Here is an 18843-nt window from a genome sequence, read left to right as displayed (position 1 = left end):
GTGCTGGCGAACGGAACGTCTCGTCGTTATGGTGGCCGCCATGGAGCCTGATTCACTCACGGTGCCGAAGCGCACGCTGACCGAAATTCTCTACGTGATCTTCCTGAGGTTGGTCGCGGTCGCCTGTTTTTGGTTCGGCCTGCAATATTGGGCGATGCTGGTCGGCTATTCGCTGAGGGGCATGGCCCGCTTCGATCTGCTGGCGCTTCCATGGAAGGTGGCGGCGTCTTCTCTTGCCGTCCTGTTTCCGGTTGCCTCGCTCGGCCTCTGGCTCACCGTCTCCTGGGGCCCGGTGCTCTGGGCGATCGCCGCGATCTCGCAGATATCGATGTACATCGTCTGGCCGGAGATCTTCGGGCACAACCGTCTCGTTCCCCTCATGCACGGCCTCGTCGCCGCGCTCTATGTCGTGTTTCGGCTCTCCCTGTGGGTCGAAGCGCGCCGCAAGGCGGAGCGGGTAAGGATTGATTCACCCTGAAATTAAAGCTTTGACGGCCGGATTTGATCGGGAATTCGCTGTTAAGTGATTGATTTATTTGAAATCGAAATGGGGGTGGATCCGGTCGGCGACCGGTCGCGGGAATTCGAAGGAACGCGTTAAGCGCTTGTTAAGCCTATGTTTTAAGTCGAATTTTATGCGTATTGGATAGTGTCTGTCTCAAGGCGGGAACACAACAAACACCGCCAAACAAAACAGATGAGGCAGTCATGATGAACACGAAACTGAAGCCGCAGGCGGCACCGGCAGTAGCAGATCCGCATGAAGAAACCATTCGCGCTCTCTACATGGAGTCGCTGCATCTGGTCGAACGCCTGCATCGCCGTCTTCTCGATGTGATCAAGGACGAGTTCGACCGCCAGGGTCGTGACGACGTCAACGCCGTCCAGGCTCTCCTGCTGTTCAACATCGGCAATTCGGAACTGACGGCCGGCGAACTGCGCTCCCGCGGTTATTACCTCGGTTCCAACGTCTCCTACAATGTCAAGAAGCTGGTCGATCTCGGCTTCATCAACCACCAGCGCTCGCGCATCGACCGCCGCTCGGTCCGCATCAGCCTGACGCCGGAAGGCCAGGGGATCGCTGAAACCGTCGGCAAGCTCTACGAACGCCATATCGGCTCCATCGAAAAGGTCGGCGGCATCGGCGAGGGCGAATTCTCGCAGATGAACAAGCTGCTCCAGCGTCTCGACCGCTTCTGGAACGACCAGATCCTCTACCGCCTTTGATCCACCGGGGGCTTGCGAAACACTCCATTACCTCCAGTCATGCGGTGCTACGCAAAGCGTAACGGGGCGTCGGAAGACGCGCCGTTACGCCCGTTTGTGCGCCAACTGCGTAGCAACCTCCGGCAGTTTCAGGCTATTGCTTGGCCAGCAGGGCGCGGCCGGCGTTCCTGATGGTGAGGGCCGAGTCGGCCATCTGGGCAATCAAGCCGGCGGTCATCGCCGAGGCGAGGGTCTCGGTATAGTCTTCGCCTTCGAGCCCGTGTTTTTTGCAATAATTCTGGACGGCTCCGCGTGTGGAGGTCGGCGAAACGCCAAACTTATTGTTGTGGAAAGCATTGACAATGATTTGGTATTTTTCGTCGAGGGTCACGGTAGCTCTCCAATATGGTGATTGAGGTGCCTACCAGTATGGGGGCCGGGTTGATAGGCGTATTCTGCCATGAGCGTCAGAATACGGCCCGTTCCGTCCGATTGCCCCGGAATCTTGCCTATAAGGTGGCCGCCACCGCCCGGCGGATCTCGGTTGTCATGCCGGAGAACAGCGAGGAGAGGTCGAGCCAGCCGTCGGGTCTGCGGCCCGTCACCTTTTCGGGCCATCCGCAGACGCCGTCCCGTTCGACATAGCCTACACATTGCGGCGCGGTTTCATCGCGAAAATGCAGGACGACCAGCTTTCCAGGTTCAAGGGCTTCGATCGGGTACCAGTTCAATTCTCAAATTCCTCATTTCTGAGGGGTGATTTTTAACCGATCCGCTTGTCCCAGGCTTACGGCTTTTACGTTTCGGCAAAAGGGCGGTCCCGATGGCCGCAATGCTCGGTGGTTTTTTTCAAAGGGCAGACCTGAGGGGCGCCCATCCCGGATCGCTTGCGTTCGTCCCGGTGTGGCGTATATGCCGCTTGAAAAAATCACGTGCCAACACGGCTTTGTGACGCGCAAGTACCTGACACGAATTGGCCATATTGCTATGGGACCCGCTGGATGCAACGGGCCGGCGGGAATTCGCGCTTTCATAACATTGCGATGACGACGAAGCCCCGAGCGGCTGCGCTAACTTTTTGCGCGTTCTTAACCATATCCCTGTAGGCGTCTCTGATGCTGCTCGGACCAGATGGGTATAATTGATGTCGAAGAAGATCGGATCTGAAGCTCTTTCCCGCCGTGCCTTGCTTCGCACGGCTGTCTCTGCCGGCGCCGCCGCGCTTGCAGCGCCCGCATTCGCCCAGACGGCGATGGACGATCTGATCAATGCGCCGCGCCGCGGCACCTGGGACGACCAGTTCGACGCCAAGGCCGCATCGCGTACCGCCGTCAACGTCGTTTCCAACAATCCGGTGCTCGGCCCCGGCGGACCGGCGAACATCCAGCAGGCGATCGTCGACTACCAGCAGATCGTCGCCAACGGCGGCTGGCCCGAGGTCAATCCCGGCCAGCAGCGCCTGCGTCTCGGCGTCGTCGATCCTTCCGTCCAGCAGTTGCGCCAGCGCCTGATGATTTCAGGTGACCTGCCACGCGAGGCGGGCATGTCCTCCTCGTTCGACTCTTACGTTGATGGCGCGGTAAAGCGTTTCCAGGCCCGCCACGGCCTGCCCTCCGACGGCGTGATGGGCGAGTTCACCGTCAAGGCGATGAACATCTCGGCCGACGTGCGCCTGCGCCAGCTCGGGACCAATCTGGTGCGCCTGCAGTCCATGTCGGGGGATCTCGGTCCCCGCTACGTCATGGTCAATATTCCGGCCGCTTATATCGAGGCGGTGGAGGGCGACCGGGTGGCGCTGCGCACCAATGCCGTCGTCGGGCGCATCGACCGGCCGACGCATGCGATCAACTCGAAGATCTACGAGGTCATCCTCAACCCCTATTGGACTGCGCCGCGCTCGATCGTCGAGAAGGACATCGTGCCGCTGATGCGCAAGGACCCGACCTATCTGACCCGCAACAATATCCGCCTGATCGACGGCAAGGGTAACGAAGTGGCGCCGGAAACGGTCGACTGGTTTGCGCCGAAGGCGCCGAACCTGATGTTCCGGCAGGATCCCGGCAAGATCAACGCCATGGCCTCGACGAAGATCAACTTCCACAACCCGAACAACGAATACATGCACGACACGCCCCAGCAGGGCCTGTTCAACAAGCTGATGCGCTTCGAATCCTCGGGCTGCATGCGCGTTCAGAACGTCCGCGACCTCATCACCTGGCTGATGCGCGACACCACAGGCTGGTCGCGCCAGGAGATCGAACGGGTGATCTCGACGCGCCAGAACACCCCGATCAAACTGACCGAGGAAGTTCCGGTCTATATCGTTTACATTACCGCCTGGTCCGCCCGAGACCGCGTCGTGCAGTTCCGTGACGATATCTACGAGCGTGACGGCAACCAGGAACTCGCGCTGCAGACGACCACCGGCATCGAGAAGCCGGCCGGCGCTGCCGACGACGACCTGCTGCCGCAATAAGATCGGCCTCATTTTCCGTTTACGGCAAGCCGCATCTGCCAGAGGGTGCGGCTTTTTCGTTTTCTGCGATCATCCCCGCGTCTTCCGACGCGCAAATGTCGTTCTGCGTATTGCTCTGCGGGAGGCGGAACGCTAAGACGCGACATTGCAATGCCCACCCCTTTGAGGAGCCTCGCACATGTCGAACACCGACGTCTTCTTCTCCCGCCCGCTGGCCGAATCCGATCCGGAAATCTTTGGCGCGATCGAGAAGGAACTGGGTCGCCAGCGCCACGAAATCGAGCTGATCGCATCGGAGAACATCGTTTCCCGCGCCGTGCTTGAGGCGCAGGGTTCGATCATGACCAACAAGTATGCGGAAGGTTATCCAGGCAAGCGTTATTACGGCGGCTGCCAGTTCGTCGATATCGCCGAGGAACTCGCCATCGAGCGCGCCAAGAAGCTGTTCGGCGTCAATTTCGTCAACGTCCAGCCGAATTCCGGTTCCCAGATGAACCAGGCCGTGTTCCTGGCGCTGCTGCAGCCGGGTGATACGTTCATGGGCCTCGACCTCAACTCGGGCGGTCACCTGACGCACGGTTCGCCGGTCAACATGTCTGGCAAATGGTTCAACGTCGTGTCCTACGGCGTGCGCGAAGGCGACAACCTGCTCGACATGGACGAAGTGCAGAAGAAGGCCGAAGAGCACAAGCCGAAGCTGATCATCGCCGGCGGCACCGCCTATTCCCGCATCTGGGACTGGAAGCGGTTCCGCGAGATCGCCGATTCGGTCGGCGCCTATCTGATGGTCGACATGGCCCATATCGCCGGCCTGGTTGCCGGCGGCCAGCATCCGTCGCCGTTCCCGCATTGCCATGTCGCGACCACCACGACGCACAAGTCTCTCCGTGGGCCGCGCGGCGGCGTCATCCTGACGAATGACGAGGAACTGGCCAAGAAGTTCAATTCGGCGGTTTTCCCGGGCCTCCAGGGCGGTCCGCTGATGCACATCATCGCCGCCAAGGCGGTTGCCTTCGGCGAGGCGCTGCAGCCGGACTTCAAGGATTATGCCGCCCAGATCGTCAAGAATGCCAAGGCGCTGTCCGAAACGCTGATGGCCGGCGGCCTCGACATCGTCTCCGGCGGCACCGACAACCACCTGATGCTGGTCGACCTGCGCAAGAAGAACGCCACCGGCAAGCGCGCCGAGGCGGCTCTCGGCCGTGGTTACATCACCACCAACAAGAACGGCATTCCCTTCGATCCGGAAAAGCCTTTCGTCACGTCCGGTATCCGCCTCGGGACCCCGGCCGGCACGACGCGCGGCTTCAAGGAAGCGGAATTCAGGGAGATCGGCAATCTCATCATCGACGTTCTCGATGGCCTGAAGGTCGCCAATTCCGATGAGGGCAATGCGAGCGTCGAAGCCGGCGTGCGCGACAAGGTCGTGGCGCTCACCGGCCGTTTCCCCATGTACCCCTACATGTGATCCGAGCGGGGACTGCATCTCGCAGTCCCTCTTGCAAGCCTAAGGAGAGGCGATGCGCTGCCCCTATTGCGGTTCGGAAGACACGCAGGTCAAGGATAGTCGTCCGGCGGAGGACTACACCTCCATCCGCCGGCGGCGCATCTGCCCGGATTGCGGCGGCCGCTTCACCACCTTCGAACGCGTCCAGCTTCGCGAGCTGATGGTCACCAAGAAGACCGGCCGCAAGGTTCCGTTCGACCGCAACAAGCTGGTACGGTCGTTCCAGATCGCGCTACGCAAGCGGCCGGTCGACAATGACCGCATCGAGCGGGCGGTGTCGGGCATCGTGCGCCGGCTCGAAAGCTCCGGCGAAAACGAGATTTCCTCGGAAGAGATCGGCCTGCAGGTGCTCGAGGCCTTGAAGAGCCTCGATGACGTCGCCTTCGTCCGTTACGCTTCCGTTTATCGCGATTTCTCCCATGCGGAGGATTTCGAGAAGGTGATCCAGGAGATCAATGCCAAGATCGCCCGCGATCCCGGCATCGAGCCGTAGATCATGACGGGCGCTGCCGAAGACCGGTGGTTCATGGCGTCGGCGCTGCGCCTGTCGCGCCTTCACACCGGCCAGACCGGGACCAATCCTTCGGTCGGCTGTGTGATCGTCAGAGACGGCGAGATCGTCGGCAGCGCCGTCACCGCACCGGGCGGACGGCCGCATGCGGAAACCCAGGCGCTCGAGATCGCCGGCGAAAAGGCGAGGGGTTCGACCGTCTATGTCACGCTCGAACCCTGCTCGCATTACGGCCGCACGCCGCCTTGCGCCAACGCGCTCGTCGAGGCAGGTGTCGCCCGCGTCGTCATCTCATTGACCGATCCCGATCCACGCGTTTCCGGCCGCGGGATTGCGATCCTGCGCGATGCCGGGATCGTCGTCGAGACGGGGCTGATGGAGGAGGAGGGGCGCCGTGCGCTTGCCGCCTACCTCACGCGCCAGACGAAGGGCCGGCCGCATGTGACTCTGAAGCTTGCGGTTTCCGCCGACGGCATGCTCGGCCGGCGGGGCGAGGAAGTGTCGATTACGGGCGCGGAGGCGAGGGCTGAGGTACATCGGTTGCGGGCCGAGGCGGATGCGATTCTCGTCGGTATTGGTACGGTACTGTCCGATGATCCGGAGTTGACCGTACGTATTCCCGGGCTTGAAGGCCGCTCGCCGGTGCGCATCGTGCTCGACCGGCATTTGCAACTGCCGCTGGATTCCAAGCTGGTACAGAGTACGCGGGATGTGCCGGTGATCGTTGTGGCTGCGCCGGGTTTAACTTCTCAGGTTGAGAGTGGGGCCGCACCCCCCTCTGCCCTGCCGGGCATCTCCCCCTCAAGGGGGGAGATCGACCAGCGGCGGGCTCGTCCGTCCCATTCAAGCTCCGATATCGCGGCGGCAGACGAACCGGCCGGAGTTGCGCAGGGTGCTGGCTTCTTGCCGATCTCCCCCCTTGAGGGGAAGATGCCCGGCAGGGCAGAGGGGGGGACCCCGGGAGACAAGCGCGAGAGACTGATCGAGGCCGGCGTCGAGATCATGGACAGCACCGAACTCGATATCCTCCTGGCGATCCTTGCGGTGCGCGGCATCTCCTCGCTTCTGGTCGAAGGCGGCGCCACCGTCGCGAGAGCCTTCCTCGAAGCAGACCTTGTCGACCGTATTCTCCTCTTCCAGGGCACCGGCATTGTCGGCGAGGGCGGGCTTGAATCGCCGCTGACGCCATCCGATATGCCGGCAGGATTTAAGCTCGTGCGCGAAGAAAGCTTCGGGCCGGACCGCTGTTTTGAATACGAAAGAGGTTTCTGATGTTCACCGGAATTGTCACCGATGTCGGCACGGTCGCGGCAACGACGCCGATGGACGAGGGCGTCAAGCTCAGGATCGCCACCAACTACGACCCTAAAACCATCGACATGGGGGCTTCGATTTCCCATGGCGGCGTCTGCCTGACGGTGACAAACCTGCCGGACGAAGGCAGCAACGAACGATGGTTCGAGGTCGAGGCCTGGGAAGAGGCGCTGCGGCTGACGACGATCGCCGCCTGGACGGAGGGCACGCGGGTCAATCTCGAACGGGCGTTGAAGATCGGCGACGAGCTCGGCGGCCATATCGTCTCCGGCCATGTCGACGGCAAGGCGGAAATTCTTGGCATCGAACACGAAGGCGAGGCGGTGCGCATCCGTCTTCGCGCACCCGAGGCGCTTGCCCGCTTCGTCGCCCCGAAAGGCTCGGTCGCGCTGGATGGCACGTCGCTGACGGTGAATGCCGTGGAGGGGACCGATTTCGACGTTCTGCTGATCCGCCACACGCTTGCGGTCACCACCTGGGGCGACCGCAAGGCAGGCGATTTCGTCAATTTCGAAGTGGATACGATGGCGCGTTACGCGGCACGGCTCGCGGAGTTCCCGGCCAGGAGCTGACGGTTCACGCTGCGTCTTCGAAGTTGCGGTGGATTTCCTCGAATTTCGGCGCGATCCTGGCAAAGATTTCGACGAGACTGGGATCGAAATGCGTGCCGCTGTCCCGGATGATGATGTCGACGGCGTCCTTGTGCGGCATGGCGGGCTTGTAGATTCTCTCCGAGACCAGCGCATCATAGACGTCGGCGATCGCCATGATTCGCCCGCCGATCGGAATATCCTCGCCTCTAAGCCCCTGCGGATAGCCGGTGCCGTTCCATTTCTCGTGATGGGTATGGGCGATTTCCTTGGCGAGGCTGAGGAAGGGCGTTGACGATCCCATATAGCGTTCGGCGGTGGCGATCGCTGCGCGACCGAGTTCCGCATGGGTCTTCATCACCTCGAACTCCTCCGGCTCGAGCTTGCCCGGCTTAAGGAGGATGTTGTCGGGAATGCCGACCTTGCCGATATCGTGCAGTGGCGCCGACTTGTAGAGCAGATCGATCACGTCGTCGCTCAATTGCCAGGAATAGGGCTCGTATTCTTTCAGAGCCTCCGCGAGCACACGCACATAATGCTGGGTGCGGCGGATGTGATTGCCGGTCTCGTGGTCGCGCGTTTCCGCGAGGGAGGCCATGGCAAGGATCATCGCATCGCGTGCCCGTGCGGCCTCTTCCTTGGCGGCGGCGAGCGAATTGATCAGGGCCACATTGGTCATGGCGACCGCTGCGCTATGAGCGATCCTCTGGAGAAGCCGGACGGCTTCCGCCGAGGGGCGCTCGGCCTTCGCCCAATAGGCGCCGATCGCCCCGACTGGGTCCTCTTCGCGCACCGGCACCATGACGAGGCTTTTGACGAAGGTCGGGCTGTACGCCGAGTGCGGGATGCGATCGTCCTTGTAGATGTCTTCGATGACGACCACTTGGGCGTGATGCATCGCCCAGCCGGAGATGCAGGTCTCCATCGGGAAACGCTGGCCTTTCCACAGCGGCGAGATTGCATCCTCGTCGGCGTAATAACATTTGCCCTCGTCGCGCAGGACGAAAGTCACTCCATCGGCACCGATGAGGCTGCGGGCGGACTGGCGGACCGCCGCCATGATTTCGTCGAGGCCACGGGCCATCGACATTCGCAAGATGAGGTCTTCCATGCCACCGGATGGAAGAGGATGCTGTTTCACGAGTGCGTCCATATGGTTCTCGATGATATAGGTCTATCTATATCGCAACCTTCTAATAAAATAGAAAGTTGAAACGGGAATCAGGCTGTTCTTGCAACTTCTGGAATATTTTCGTTGAGCTTTTCCAAAATGCAATCGCCGTTCATGGTCTGCATTCGATACTTGCGGAAAAGTGAACGGTCGATGGTCAGTTTTCGCGTTCCAGCACCACGATCGGGCCGTGGTAATCGGCGCGGGCGAACTCGCGGAAGCCAAGTTTTGCCGCGACCCTGAGCGAGGCGGCATTCTCCGGGCTGATGATGCAGGTCATCCGGCGGTCAGGGAAACGGGCCTCGCTCCAGGAGATCATCGCGCTGACCGCTTCGGTCGCGTAACCGCGGCCATGGACTGCTGGAATGAGCGCCCAGCCGGTCTCGAGCGTCCCCTCGATCGAAGGCTGAAACTCCCGGCGCATATCCTGGAAACCGGCTTCGCCGAGCACGCGGCCGGTCGCCTTCTCCTCGATCGCCAGAAAGCCGAAACCCATCAGATGCCACATGCCGTTGACGCGCAGCATGCGGCTCCAGCTGTTTTCGCGTGAAATCGGGCTTCCGGTGATGAAGCGCACCACGTCCGGATCGGCCCAGATGGCGGCATAGTCCTCGAAGTCTTCCAGCCGGTGCGGGCGCAGGATCAGCCGTTCGGTCTCGATGGTGGGGATGATCATGACGGGCTCCAGGGGGCACGGACAGGTGGGTCTGTCGGGTCGTTCGTTCAGCTATTCCCGATTCGCATCGCTGCGTTCAGCGAAAATTGCTTGCCATTCCCCTCAGAGCGTGTTTTGACCGCCACCTGCCCGAGACCCATATGCCTTTCGGCCCGCCTTGAAGGCGATACGAGGTCATGCTGGGCCGATTTTGAACAAAGGTGAACCATGTCACGCGAAACCGCTCCACACCTCCTCGTCGTCGAGGCGCGTTTCTACGACGATATGTCCGATGCGCTGCTCGAAGGCGCAACCCATGCGCTGAAAGAGGCGGGGGCGACCTATGACGTGGTCACCGTTCCGGGTGCCCTCGAAATCCCGCCGGCAATCGCCATGGCGCTCGATGCGTCGGAAGAAGGCGGAACCGACTATGACGGTTTCGTCGCGCTTGGCATGGTCATCCGTGGCGAGACCTATCACTTCGATATCGTCTCGAACGAATCCTCGCGCGCGCTGATGGACCTCGCCGTGTCGGAATCGCTGGCTATCGGCAACGGCATCCTGACCTGCGAGAACGACGAACAGGCCTGGGCGCGCGCCCGCCGTTCGGACAAGGACAAGGGCGGCTTCGCCGCCCGCGCCGCGCTGACCATGATCGCGCTGCGTGAAAAGATGAACGGCGGTTGATTTGATGGCGAAGGAAGGCGAACACCCGGTCAAGCCGGCCAACCAGCGCGGTGCAGCCCGCCTGGCGGCCGTGCAGGCGCTCTACCAGATGGATGTCGGCGGGACCGGCGTGCTGGAGGTCGTGGCCGAATACGAGACCCATCGCCTCGGCCAGGAGCTCGACGGCGATACCTACCTCAAGGCCGACGCCTCCTGGTTCCGCTCGATCGTTGCCGGCGTCGTGCGCGACCAGGTGAAGATCGACCCGCTGATCCGCGCCTCTCTGCAGGAAGACTGGCCGCTGTCGCGTCTCGACTCGACACTGCGCGCCATCCTGCGCGCGGGCACATTCGAGATCCTCGAGCGCAAGGATGTGCCGGTCGCCGTCATCGTCACCGAATATGTCGAGATCGCCCACGCCTTCTTCGGAGAGGAAGAGCCGCGCATCGTCAACGCCGTCCTCGACCGCATCGCCAAGCAGGTGCGCGGCGAAGCCAAGAAATAAAAAACAACGAAAAGTCAGGGTGGGCAGCATGGACGGTGCGGTGGACGGTCTTCAGACACAGATGAAAACCGCCCGGCGCAGCGTCGCGCTGCTTGCCGGCGTCCAGGCGGTCCTCGGTTCGGCGCCGCCTCTGGTTTTCGCGCTCGGCGGCCTCGTTGGCTACCAGTTGCTCGGCGACGACAAGTCGCTGGCGACCGCCCCGCTGACCGGTTTCAACATCGGCATGGCAGCCGGCGCGGTCGCGGTCGCGGTCGCCTCCCGATTCCTCGGCCGCAAGATGAGTTTCATGCTGGGTTCGGTTCTCGGAGCCCTCGGCGCGGCGATTGCGGCAATCGCGCTCTTCCATTCGAATTTCTGGTTTTTTGCAGTCGGTCTGGTTCTGATCGGCCTCTGTAACGGCTTCAGCCAGAAAATCCGGTTTGCCGCCGCCGACGCGTCGCCCTCTTTCTACAAGCCGAAAGCGATCTCCTGGATCCTTGCGGCCGGCATCGTCTCGGCGGTCTTGGGACCGCAGCTTGCGATCTGGACCAAGGACCTGCTGTCGCCCGTCTTGTTTGCCGGCGCTTTCGTGGCCGTCATTCCGCTCTACCTGATCGCCCTTGTGATGCTGGCGCCGTTGAAATTGCCGCCGATGAGCGGCGGTCCCAGCACCTCAGTGCCGGCACGTCCGCTCGGTGAGATCGTCGTCACCCAGCGGTTCCTGACCGGCATGATCTGCGGCATTTCCTCCTATGCACTGATGACCTTCATGATGACCGGCGCGCCGCTCGCCATGGTGATCGGCTGCGGGTTCCCGTCGGAAATGGCCACGCTCGGCATCCAGTGGCACGTGCTCGCCATGTTCGCGCCGAGCTTTTTCACCGGCATGCTGATCTCCCGCTTCGGCGTCGAGAAGATCGTCGCCGCCGGTCTGCTGATCCTGATGGGCTGCGCGGTGGTCGCCCACATGGGCATCGAACTCTGGAATTTCTGGGGCGCGCTGGTGCTGCTCGGCATCGGCTGGAACTTCGCCTTCATCGGCTCGACCGCGATCGTCGCCTCCAGCTACCGCCCGCACGAGGCCGACAAGGTACAGGGTTTCCACGACATCATCCTGTTCACCACGGTGGCACTCTCCTCCTTCTCCTCCGGCAAGGTGTTCACCGCCTATGGCTGGTCTTTCATGAACCTGATCATCTGGCCGGTGACCATCATCTGCCTCGGTCTCGTTCTGGCGCTGATGCTCAAGCGTACTTCCGTGAAATCCGCCTAGAGTCTTGCCCCTTCGGGGCTTGACGCCAATTCATCTCCACCGCAATCTCCCGTCCGCGTGGACGATCCCGGAATCCTTGGGAGGGGAGGCGGTCGTCTGCGCGAGAATGCGCACTATGGAGTGCTGCGGCGGTCTTTGCTCATCCCGTGGATGCGCGCCGCTGCAGGGCGTGCATGGCCGGGGGGTATGGACCATCCGGCGCTAAGGGAGAGGAAAAGCGAATGACTGTAATTCTGGGTGTGATCGTGTGCGGTTTGCTATCGATCATTTATGCCGTCTGGGCGACGCGTTCCGTGCTGGCTGCCGATCAGGGCAGTATCCGCATGCAGGAGATCGCAGGATATATTCGTGAGGGCGCACAAGCCTATCTGATGCGCCAATACATGACCATTGCCATTGTCGGCGTCGTCGTGACGATCCTGGCCTGGGTGCTGCTGTCTGGCACCGCTGCGATCGGCTTCGTTATCGGCGCCGTGCTTTCGGGCGCTGCCGGTTTCATCGGCATGCACGTCTCGGTCCGCGCCAACGTGCGCACGGCGCAAGCTTCTTCCCAAAGCCTCGCGGCCGGTCTCGATATCGCTTTCAAATCCGGCGCCATCACCGGCATGCTGGTGGCAGGCCTCGCTCTCCTCGGCGTCTCGATTTATTACTGGGTCCTGACGGCCGGCCTCGGCCATCCGACCGGCTCGCGTGAAGTCATCGACGCGCTCGTCTCGCTCGGCTTCGGCGCGTCGCTGATCTCGATCTTCGCCCGTCTCGGCGGCGGCATCTTCACCAAGGGTGCGGACGTCGGCGGTGACCTCGTCGGCAAGGTGGAAGCCGGCATTCCGGAAGACGACCCGCGCAACCCGGCGACCATTGCCGACAACGTCGGCGACAATGTCGGCGATTGCGCCGGCATGGCAGCCGACCTGTTCGAGACCTATGCGGTTTCCGTCGTCGCCACCATGGTGCTGGCGGCGATCTTCTTCGCCGGCGCGCCGATCCTCGCAACCGTCATGGTCTATCCGCTGGCGATCTGCGGCGCCTGCATCATCACCTCGATCATCGGCACCTTCTTCGTCAAGCTCGGCTCCAACGGCTCGATCATGGGCGCCCTCTACAAGGGCCTGATCGTCACCGGCCTCCTGTCGATCGTCGGTCTCGCCGTTGCAACCTCGGTGACCATCGGCTGGGGGCCGATCGGCACCGTCGCCGGCAAGCCGATCACCGGCGCGAACCTCTTCATCTGCGGCCTTCTCGGCCTCGTGGTGACGGCGCTGATCGTCGTCATCACCGAATATTATACCGGCACCAACAAGCGCCCGGTGAACTCGATCGCCCAGGCCTCGGTGACCGGCCATGGCACCAACGTCATCCAGGGTCTCGCGGTCTCGCTCGAATCGACCGCTCTTCCGGCTATCGTCATCGTCGGCGGCATCATTGCCACCTACCAGTTCGCCGGCCTGTTCGGCACCGGCATCGCCGTCACCACCATGCTGGGTCTCGCCGGCATGATCGTCGCGCTCGACGCCTTCGGCCCGGTCACCGACAATGCCGGCGGCATCGCCGAAATGGCGCATCTGCCGCCGGAAGTGCGCAAATCCACCGATGCGCTCGACGCGGTCGGCAACACCACCAAGGCGGTCACCAAGGGTTATGCGATCGGCTCCGCCGGTCTCGGCGCTCTGGTCCTCTTCGCCGCCTATTCCAACGATCTCAAATATTTCGCCGCCAACAGCGCCCAGTATCCATATTTCAACGGCGTTGGCGAAATCGATTTCGACCTCTCCAACCCCTATGTCGTCGCCGGCCTGATCTTCGGCGGCCTTATCCCCTACCTGTTCGGCGGCATCGCGATGACTGCAGTCGGCCGCGCTGCGGGCTCGATCGTCGAGGAAGTGCGCAAGCAGTTCCGCGAAAAGCCGGGCATCATGGAGGGAACTGAAAAACCGGATTATGGCCGCGCCGTCGACATCCTGACCCGGGCTGCGATCCGCGAGATGATCATTCCGTCGCTGCTGCCGGTTCTGGCGCCGATCGTCGTCTATTTCGGCGTTCTGCTGATCTCTGGCGGCGACAAGGCCTCGGCTTTTGCGGCGCTTGGAGCCTCGCTGCTCGGCGTCATCGTCAACGGCCTCTTCGTGGCGATCTCCATGACCTCGGGCGGTGGCGCCTGGGACAATGCCAAGAAGAGCTTCGAGGACGGTTTCGTCGACAAGGACGGCACTCGTCACATGAAGGGGTCCGAGGCTCACAAGGCATCGGTCACCGGCGACACCGTCGGCGATCCCTACAAGGACACCGCCGGCCCGGCCGTCAACCCGGCGATCAAGATCACCAATATCGTGGCGCTTCTGCTGCTGGCGGTTCTTGCCGGCTGATCTCTGAACCAGGCCAAACAAAAAGCCCGCGAGGAGCGATCCTCGCGGGCTTTTGTATCTCGTTTCCTGTGCTTATTTGCTCAAGCCTTGGAAGAGGTTGCGAGCGGCAGCAGCGCCGCTGCTGGCGCCGCCGGAAAGCAGCTGCTGCAGGAAGGTGAGGTCGCGGCCGCCCGTGGGCGTCGTGCGCGAAATCGTGTCGAACACCTTGCCGTCCTGCATCGTATAGTTGGCACGGCGGGCAACGATGCCGTCCTTGTCGAAATAGATGGCAAGCACCGTCTGGTCGACGATCTTCGGCTTCATGAAGGCCGCGGCGCGCTCGCGTTTTTGCGAGATGTAGTAGAACACCTCGGTATCGAAGGTCGCCGTCGTCGAGGGCGTGCCCATCGTCAACATCACCTGCTCGCGGCTCGACCCGACCGGAATGAGTTCCAGCGACTTCTGGTCGACCACGTAGCCGTTATACATGGTGTCGCCGATATGCATGGAAGTGCAACCCGAGACGGTGATGGATGCGACGACCATTGCCATCGCGGTTTTACTCAAGAATGTCATCTCGTATCCGAAAACCCGCTTGTTCAACGGCATCCCCCAAACTCAACCTGCCCCTGCTGACCCTACCATTGTGGCTATTCAGGGACACAAGATCGATCTCGACCCTGATGATAAGGCCGCGAAGATCCCACCCCGTTCGCTGATCCGGCGGAACGGCATTGCAATTCGTGCATGCTTCGGTAAACCAGCTTTCGTTTCCATGCAACATGGCCGGCGGCAGGCTGGGGCGTTCCTGGAGGCAAATAACGGGAATTCAGATGATCTTCGGCCTTTTCAAGAAGAAAAACCAGAACCACGCGATCGTTGACCGCCAGTACTCGACCTTGACGTCGATGGCGCGCGTTCCGTTCTTCTACAGCGATCTGGATGTCCCGGACACGGTCATGGGCCGTTTCGAGATGCTTTCGATCGTGATGATCCTGTTCTTCCGGCGGACGGCGAAGTCCGATTCGAGCGGCCAGGAACTGGCTCAGGAGATCGTCGACGCCTTTTTCCAGGATATCGATCACTCGATCCGCGAACTCGGCATTGGCGACCAGAGCGTGCCGAAGCGCATGAAAAAGCTGGCCGGTATGTTCTACGGCCGGGTGGAGACCTATGCTGCCGCTCTCGAAGGCAGGGACATCGAGGCGCTTGCCGCGGCGCTCCGGCGGAATATCTATCCCAAGACCGAAGATGCACCCGCGATGCAAGGATTGGCAAACTGGATGATCGCCGCGGAAGCGGCGCTCGCCGGTGTTTCCGAAGATGAGATTTCCCGCGGGCAAGCGGTGCTGCCCCTGCCGGGCCCGCCGTCGCGGGAAAAGTGAGGTTTCATGAAGAATGACAATGGTGGAGGCGAAAAGCCTCCCTTTTCCTATCCCGTCAAAGTCGGGAATATTTCCGCCAACGCGGTGACGGTAAAGCTCGAAGCCGATGCGCGCGAACTCGAAGGCCTCGCAAGGCTGTGGCAGGTCGTCTCGGTCGGTTCGCTGAAGGCCGAGCTGCAGATCGCCCGCTGGAAGAAGGACGGCGTGCGCCTCAAGGGGCGTGTCAAGGCCGACATCGTCCAGTCCTCCGTCGTCACGCTCGATCCGGTCGCATCGAAGATAGACGAGCCGTTCGAGCAGATCTTCGTGCCTGAAGGGTCGAAGCTCGCGCGGATCGTCACCAGTGATACCGCGGAGATGGTGATCGATCCCGATGGTCCCGATCTTCCTGAAATGTTTACGGGCGATACGATCGATGTCGGTGAAGTGGTGGCCGAATTCGCAGCACTTGCGATCGATCCCTATCCGCGCGAACCGGGCGCACAGTTCTCCGATCACCTGGAAGGCGATGCGGATGAAAGGTCCGGGCGCCCCAATCCCTTTGCCGCCCTTAAGGACTGGAAAAAGGATTGAGGACGGGTTGTAAGCGGCAGCAAAAACTATATTTTGGCCACGAATTCGCCGACAGGGCCCCGCATGAGGAGCGAAAGGCCGTTGGAGACGTGAGAACTGGCGCATCATCCCCACAGGTGGTGCGTTCGGCGAAGATAAGGATCAGGGACGCGTGATCAGAATTTCTATCGATGCCATGGGCGGCGATTTTGGTCCCGAGGTCGTCATTGCCGGTGCCGCCAAGGCACTGGAACGCCACCCGGATGTGACCTTCCTCATCTATGGCCTGAAGGCTCAGTGCGATCCGGTTTTGGCGAAATATCCAAAGCTGCGGGATAAATCCGTCTTCCACGAATGCGAACTCGCCGTCAGCATGGAGGAGAAGCCGAGTGCAGCCCTTCGCCGCGGCCGTTATATCTCGACCATGTGGCGGTCGATCGAGGCGGTGAAAGTCGGCGAGGCGGAGGTCGTGGTCTCCGCAGGCAATACCGGCGCCCTGATGGCGATGGCGAAGTTCTGTCTGCGCACCATGGCCAATATCGAACGCCCGGCGATTGCCGGCATCTGGCCGACCCTCAAGGGCGAAAGCATCGTCCTCGATATCGGCGCGACGATCGGTGCCGACGCGCAGCAGCTCCTCGATTTTGCGATCATGGGCGGCGCCATGGCACGCTCTCTCTTCGAGGTGGATCGGCCGACTGTCGGGCTTCTGAACGTCGGCGTCGAAGAGGTGAAGGGCCAGGAAGAGGTCAAGGAGGCCGGGCGGTTGATCCGCGAGGCCAACCTGCCGACGATCGCCTATCACGGTTTCGTCGAAGGCGACGACATCGGCAAGGGCACCGTCGATGTGGTGGTGACCGAAGGCTTTACCGGCAATATCGCGCTGAAGGCGGCGGAGGGCACGGCCCGGCAGATTGCCACGCTTCTGCGCGAATCGATGTCGCGCACGCTGCTGGCCAGGATCGGCTACCTTCTCGCCAAGCCCGCCTTCGACAGGCTGCGCGAGAAGATGGATCCGAACAAGGTCAACGGCGGCGTGTTCCTCGGCCTGAACGGCATCGTCATCAAGAGCCATGGCAGCGCCAATGCCGACGGGTTCGCTGCCGCGATCGATGTCGGCTATGATATGGCACGCAATGATCTCAACGCGAAGATCCGGCAGGATCTGGCAATTTACCATGCCCGTCGCCAGCCTCCGGCTGGCCCCGAAGCGGCATGACGACAGGATGTGAGTTAAGAATGATCCGTTCAGTGGTTCGCGGTTACGGGGCAGCGCTCCCGAAGCGGGTGGTGACCAATCGCGAGTTGGAAGACATCGTCGAGACCTCCGATGAATGGATCGTGCAGCGCACGGGCATTCGTCAGCGCTACATTGCCGGCGAGGGTGAGACGACCGCCTCCCTCGGCGAGCAGGCGGCGCGTGCGGCGCTGGACAATGCCGGATTGACGCCTGACGACATCGATCTGGTGCTGGTCGCGACCTCGACGCCCGACAACACCTTTCCGGCGACCGCCGTCAATATCCAGAACCGGCTTGGCATGACCCATGGCTATGCCTTCGACCTGCAGGCGGTCTGCACCGGCTTCGTTTATGCGATGGCGACTGCCGACCTGCATATCCGCGGCGGCATGGCCAAGCGTGTGCTGGTCATCGGCGCCGAGACCTTTTCCCGCATTCTCGACTGGAAGGACCGCACCACCTGCGTGCTCTTCGGCGACGGCGCCGGTGCGCTGGTGCTCGAAGCGGCCGAAGGCGAGGGGACGATCGCCGATCGCGGCGTGCTCACCGCGCATCTGCGCTCCGACGGTTCGCACAAGGACAAGCTCTATGTCGATGGCGGCCCGTCCAGCACGGGCACGGTCGGGCATCTGCGCATGGAAGGCCGTGAGGTCTTCAAACATGCGGTCGGCATGATCACGGACGTGATCGACAGCGCATTCGCCGCGACCGGCACGACGGCAGACGATCTCGACTGGCTCGTCCCGCACCAGGCCAACCGCCGCATTATCGACGGGTCCGCGAAAAAACTTGGCATTCCGTCCGAAAAGGTCGTCGTGACCGTCGATCTGCATGGTAACACCTCTGCTGCATCGATTCCTTTGGCACTTTCGGTTGCCGCCTCCGACGGGCGCATCAAGAAGGGTGATCTGGTGATGCTCGAAGCCATGGGTGGCGGTTTTACCTGGGGCGCATTGCTGGTCCGCTGGTAGGGCGGCAACGGTAGGCCGAAACGTAAATAAGCGATTGAGCACAGGCGCTTGACCCTCGCGCTCAAGCAAAATACTCTCTATCGGCTTTGATAAGATCAATTTCGAAAATTGGGCGGGGATCATGGCCGGCAAGACAGTAACACGCGCGGATCTGGCGGAATCGGTTTTCCGCAAGGTCGGGCTTTCGCGGACGGAATCGGCCGAGCTCGTCGAGACGGTCATAGACGAGATCTGCAACGCGATCGTGCGGGGCGAGGTGGTCAAGCTTTCCTCCTTCGCGACCTTCCAGGTGCGTTCCAAGAACGAGCGCATCGGCCGCAATCCGAAGACCGGCGAGGAAGTGCCGATCTCTCCCCGTCGGGTAATGACGTTCAAGGCCTCCAACGTGCTGAAGAGCCGTATCCTCAAGGCGCACACGGCGCGCAAGGCGAAACTGAAGCCGGCAAGCCCGGTTGCCTGAAGAGCCGCGACCTTTTCTGTAATCCTGTGAACATGCTTGA

General features: G+C 61.8%; 22 protein-coding genes. 17 read left to right on the top strand and 5 right to left on the bottom strand.

Annotated features, from left to right (window positions below):
* Positions 1–28: 28 nt before the first annotated feature.
* Both PMI07_RS31310 and PMI07_RS31305 read left to right on the top strand, forming a co-directional pair.
* Complete coding sequence (locus PMI07_RS31310) at positions 29–478, top strand: DUF6163 family protein (protein WP_245277260.1); 450 nt, start codon at positions 29–31, stop codon at positions 476–478.
* A gap of 233 nt (positions 479–711) precedes the next feature.
* A complete protein-coding gene (locus PMI07_RS31305) occupies positions 712–1227 on the top strand; it encodes a MarR family winged helix-turn-helix transcriptional regulator (RefSeq protein WP_037088832.1) in 516 nt (171 codons plus the stop codon).
* A 133-nt stretch (positions 1228–1360) separates the two neighbouring features.
* Here PMI07_RS31305 and PMI07_RS31300 read toward each other — a convergent pair whose 3' ends face one another.
* Positions 1361–1597 (bottom strand): hypothetical protein, encoded by a 237-nt coding sequence (locus PMI07_RS31300; RefSeq protein ID WP_007771103.1) that lies wholly within the window; start codon positions 1595–1597, stop codon positions 1361–1363.
* A gap of 118 nt (positions 1598–1715) precedes the next feature.
* Positions 1716–1937, bottom strand: coding sequence for a hypothetical protein (locus PMI07_RS31295; protein ID WP_007771101.1), 222 nt, complete (start codon positions 1935–1937; stop codon positions 1716–1718).
* Between the two features lie 413 nt (positions 1938–2350).
* Between PMI07_RS31295 and PMI07_RS31290 the strand changes: the two genes are divergently transcribed.
* The 5 genes from PMI07_RS31290 (at position 2351) to PMI07_RS31270 (ending at position 7586) form a co-directional block, all read left to right on the top strand.
* On the top strand, positions 2351–3682 hold the full coding sequence (locus PMI07_RS31290) for a L,D-transpeptidase family protein (RefSeq protein WP_007771099.1): 1332 nt from the start codon (positions 2351–2353) through the stop codon (positions 3680–3682).
* A gap of 178 nt (positions 3683–3860) precedes the next feature.
* On the top strand, positions 3861–5150 hold the full coding sequence (glyA, locus tag PMI07_RS31285; protein ID WP_007771097.1) for a serine hydroxymethyltransferase: 1290 nt from the start codon (positions 3861–3863) through the stop codon (positions 5148–5150).
* A gap of 52 nt (positions 5151–5202) precedes the next feature.
* On the top strand, positions 5203–5682 hold the full coding sequence (nrdR, locus tag PMI07_RS31280; RefSeq protein WP_007771094.1) for a transcriptional regulator NrdR: 480 nt from the start codon (positions 5203–5205) through the stop codon (positions 5680–5682).
* A gap of 3 nt (positions 5683–5685) precedes the next feature.
* On the top strand, positions 5686–6972 hold the full coding sequence (gene ribD / locus PMI07_RS31275; RefSeq protein WP_024164333.1) for a bifunctional diaminohydroxyphosphoribosylaminopyrimidine deaminase/5-amino-6-(5-phosphoribosylamino)uracil reductase RibD: 1287 nt from the start codon (positions 5686–5688) through the stop codon (positions 6970–6972).
* Complete coding sequence (locus PMI07_RS31270) at positions 6972–7586, top strand: riboflavin synthase (RefSeq protein ID WP_007759368.1); 615 nt, start codon at positions 6972–6974, stop codon at positions 7584–7586. The genes ribD and PMI07_RS31270 overlap by 1 nt, the downstream gene beginning before the upstream one ends.
* Before the next feature lie 4 nt (positions 7587–7590).
* Here PMI07_RS31270 and PMI07_RS33865 read toward each other — a convergent pair whose 3' ends face one another.
* Both PMI07_RS33865 and PMI07_RS31260 read right to left on the bottom strand, forming a co-directional pair.
* Positions 7591–8757 carry an HD domain-containing phosphohydrolase gene (locus PMI07_RS33865; protein ID WP_007759367.1) on the bottom strand — a complete coding sequence of 389 codons (1167 nt, stop codon included), beginning with the start codon at positions 8755–8757 and terminating at the stop codon, positions 7591–7593.
* Between the two features lie 175 nt (positions 8758–8932).
* Positions 8933–9451 (bottom strand): GNAT family N-acetyltransferase, encoded by a 519-nt coding sequence (locus PMI07_RS31260; RefSeq protein WP_007759365.1) that lies wholly within the window; start codon positions 9449–9451, stop codon positions 8933–8935.
* Positions 9452–9658: 207 nt separating this feature from the next.
* On the opposite strand from PMI07_RS31260, the gene ribH reads away from it, so the two are divergent.
* The 4 genes from ribH (at position 9659) to PMI07_RS31240 (ending at position 14216) form a co-directional block, all read left to right on the top strand.
* The gene (ribH, locus tag PMI07_RS31255) at positions 9659–10117 is read left to right on the top strand and encodes a 6,7-dimethyl-8-ribityllumazine synthase (RefSeq protein WP_007759364.1); all 459 of its coding nucleotides are present in this window, start codon (positions 9659–9661) and stop codon (positions 10115–10117) included.
* A 1-nt stretch (position 10118) separates the two neighbouring features.
* On the top strand, positions 10119–10601 hold the full coding sequence (nusB, locus tag PMI07_RS31250; RefSeq protein ID WP_197032577.1) for a transcription antitermination factor NusB: 483 nt from the start codon (positions 10119–10121) through the stop codon (positions 10599–10601).
* Positions 10602–10629: 28 nt separating this feature from the next.
* Positions 10630–11853: an MFS transporter gene (locus PMI07_RS31245; protein WP_024164332.1), complete on the top strand. Its 1224-nt coding sequence runs from the start codon at positions 10630–10632 to the stop codon at positions 11851–11853.
* A 221-nt stretch (positions 11854–12074) separates the two neighbouring features.
* Entirely contained in the window at positions 12075–14216 is a 2142-nt protein-coding gene (locus tag PMI07_RS31240; protein ID WP_024164331.1) for a sodium-translocating pyrophosphatase, read from the top strand.
* Positions 14217–14288: 72 nt separating this feature from the next.
* Here PMI07_RS31240 and PMI07_RS31235 read toward each other — a convergent pair whose 3' ends face one another.
* Entirely contained in the window at positions 14289–14804 is a 516-nt protein-coding gene (locus tag PMI07_RS31235; protein WP_007766252.1) for an outer membrane protein assembly factor BamE, read from the bottom strand.
* On the opposite strand from PMI07_RS31235, the gene PMI07_RS35495 reads away from it, so the two are divergent.
* The 6 genes from PMI07_RS35495 to PMI07_RS31210 all read left to right on the top strand — a co-directional run bounded on the left by PMI07_RS35495 (position 14725) and on the right by PMI07_RS31210 (position 18803).
* Positions 14725–15078, top strand: a complete 354-nt coding sequence (locus PMI07_RS35495) for a hypothetical protein (protein ID WP_197032583.1) — start codon at positions 14725–14727, stop codon at positions 15076–15078. The two genes, PMI07_RS31235 and PMI07_RS35495, sit on opposite strands and share 80 nt — an antisense overlap.
* Positions 15029–15580, top strand: coding sequence for a ubiquinol-cytochrome C chaperone family protein (locus PMI07_RS31230; protein WP_007766254.1), 552 nt, complete (start codon positions 15029–15031; stop codon positions 15578–15580). The genes PMI07_RS35495 and PMI07_RS31230 overlap by 50 nt, the downstream gene beginning before the upstream one ends.
* 6 nt (positions 15581–15586) lie before the next feature.
* On the top strand, positions 15587–16153 hold the full coding sequence (locus PMI07_RS31225) for a DUF177 domain-containing protein (protein ID WP_007766257.1): 567 nt from the start codon (positions 15587–15589) through the stop codon (positions 16151–16153).
* Between the two features lie 151 nt (positions 16154–16304).
* Positions 16305–17351, top strand: a complete 1047-nt coding sequence (gene plsX / locus PMI07_RS31220; RefSeq protein WP_007766268.1) for a phosphate acyltransferase PlsX — start codon at positions 16305–16307, stop codon at positions 17349–17351.
* 20 nt (positions 17352–17371) lie between these two features.
* Complete coding sequence (locus tag PMI07_RS31215; protein WP_024164330.1) at positions 17372–18343, top strand: beta-ketoacyl-ACP synthase III; 972 nt, start codon at positions 17372–17374, stop codon at positions 18341–18343.
* A gap of 121 nt (positions 18344–18464) precedes the next feature.
* Positions 18465–18803, top strand: a complete 339-nt coding sequence (locus tag PMI07_RS31210; protein ID WP_007770264.1) for an integration host factor subunit alpha — start codon at positions 18465–18467, stop codon at positions 18801–18803.
* Positions 18804–18843: the final 40 nt, after the last annotated feature.

It is taken from the genome of Rhizobium sp. CF080, assembly GCF_000282095.2.
Classification (GTDB): Bacteria; Pseudomonadota; Alphaproteobacteria; order Rhizobiales; family Rhizobiaceae; genus Neorhizobium.
This window is presented reverse-complemented; position numbering and strand designations above follow the sequence as displayed.

Coding starts and splice junctions, on each gene's coding strand:
- PMI07_RS31305 (WP_037088832.1), top strand. CDS start 712: ATGAACACGAAACTGAAGCCGCAGGCGGCACCGGCAGTAGCAGATCCG.
- PMI07_RS31260 (WP_007759365.1), bottom strand. CDS start 9,451: ATGATCATCCCCACCATCGAGACCGAACGGCTGATCCTGCGCCCGCAC.
- PMI07_RS31235 (WP_007766252.1), bottom strand. CDS start 14,804: ATGCCGTTGAACAAGCGGGTTTTCGGATACGAGATGACATTCTTGAGT.
- PMI07_RS31215 (WP_024164330.1), top strand. CDS start 17,372: ATGATCCGTTCAGTGGTTCGCGGTTACGGGGCAGCGCTCCCGAAGCGG.
- glyA (WP_007771097.1), top strand. CDS start 3,861: ATGTCGAACACCGACGTCTTCTTCTCCCGCCCGCTGGCCGAATCCGAT.
- PMI07_RS31270 (WP_007759368.1), top strand. CDS start 6,972: ATGTTCACCGGAATTGTCACCGATGTCGGCACGGTCGCGGCAACGACG.
- PMI07_RS31210 (WP_007770264.1), top strand. CDS start 18,465: ATGGCCGGCAAGACAGTAACACGCGCGGATCTGGCGGAATCGGTTTTC.
- PMI07_RS31290 (WP_007771099.1), top strand. CDS start 2,351: ATGTCGAAGAAGATCGGATCTGAAGCTCTTTCCCGCCGTGCCTTGCTT.
- ribH (WP_007759364.1), top strand. CDS start 9,659: ATGTCACGCGAAACCGCTCCACACCTCCTCGTCGTCGAGGCGCGTTTC.
- nrdR (WP_007771094.1), top strand. CDS start 5,203: ATGCGCTGCCCCTATTGCGGTTCGGAAGACACGCAGGTCAAGGATAGT.
- PMI07_RS31230 (WP_007766254.1), top strand. CDS start 15,029: ATGATCTTCGGCCTTTTCAAGAAGAAAAACCAGAACCACGCGATCGTT.
- PMI07_RS31310 (WP_245277260.1), top strand. CDS start 29: ATGGTGGCCGCCATGGAGCCTGATTCACTCACGGTGCCGAAGCGCACG.
- PMI07_RS35495 (WP_197032583.1), top strand. CDS start 14,725: ATGGATGCGACGACCATTGCCATCGCGGTTTTACTCAAGAATGTCATC.
- ribD (WP_024164333.1), top strand. CDS start 5,686: ATGACGGGCGCTGCCGAAGACCGGTGGTTCATGGCGTCGGCGCTGCGC.
- PMI07_RS31245 (WP_024164332.1), top strand. CDS start 10,630: ATGGACGGTGCGGTGGACGGTCTTCAGACACAGATGAAAACCGCCCGG.
- PMI07_RS33865 (WP_007759367.1), bottom strand. CDS start 8,757: ATGGACGCACTCGTGAAACAGCATCCTCTTCCATCCGGTGGCATGGAA.
- PMI07_RS31225 (WP_007766257.1), top strand. CDS start 15,587: ATGAAGAATGACAATGGTGGAGGCGAAAAGCCTCCCTTTTCCTATCCC.
- PMI07_RS31240 (WP_024164331.1), top strand. CDS start 12,075: ATGACTGTAATTCTGGGTGTGATCGTGTGCGGTTTGCTATCGATCATT.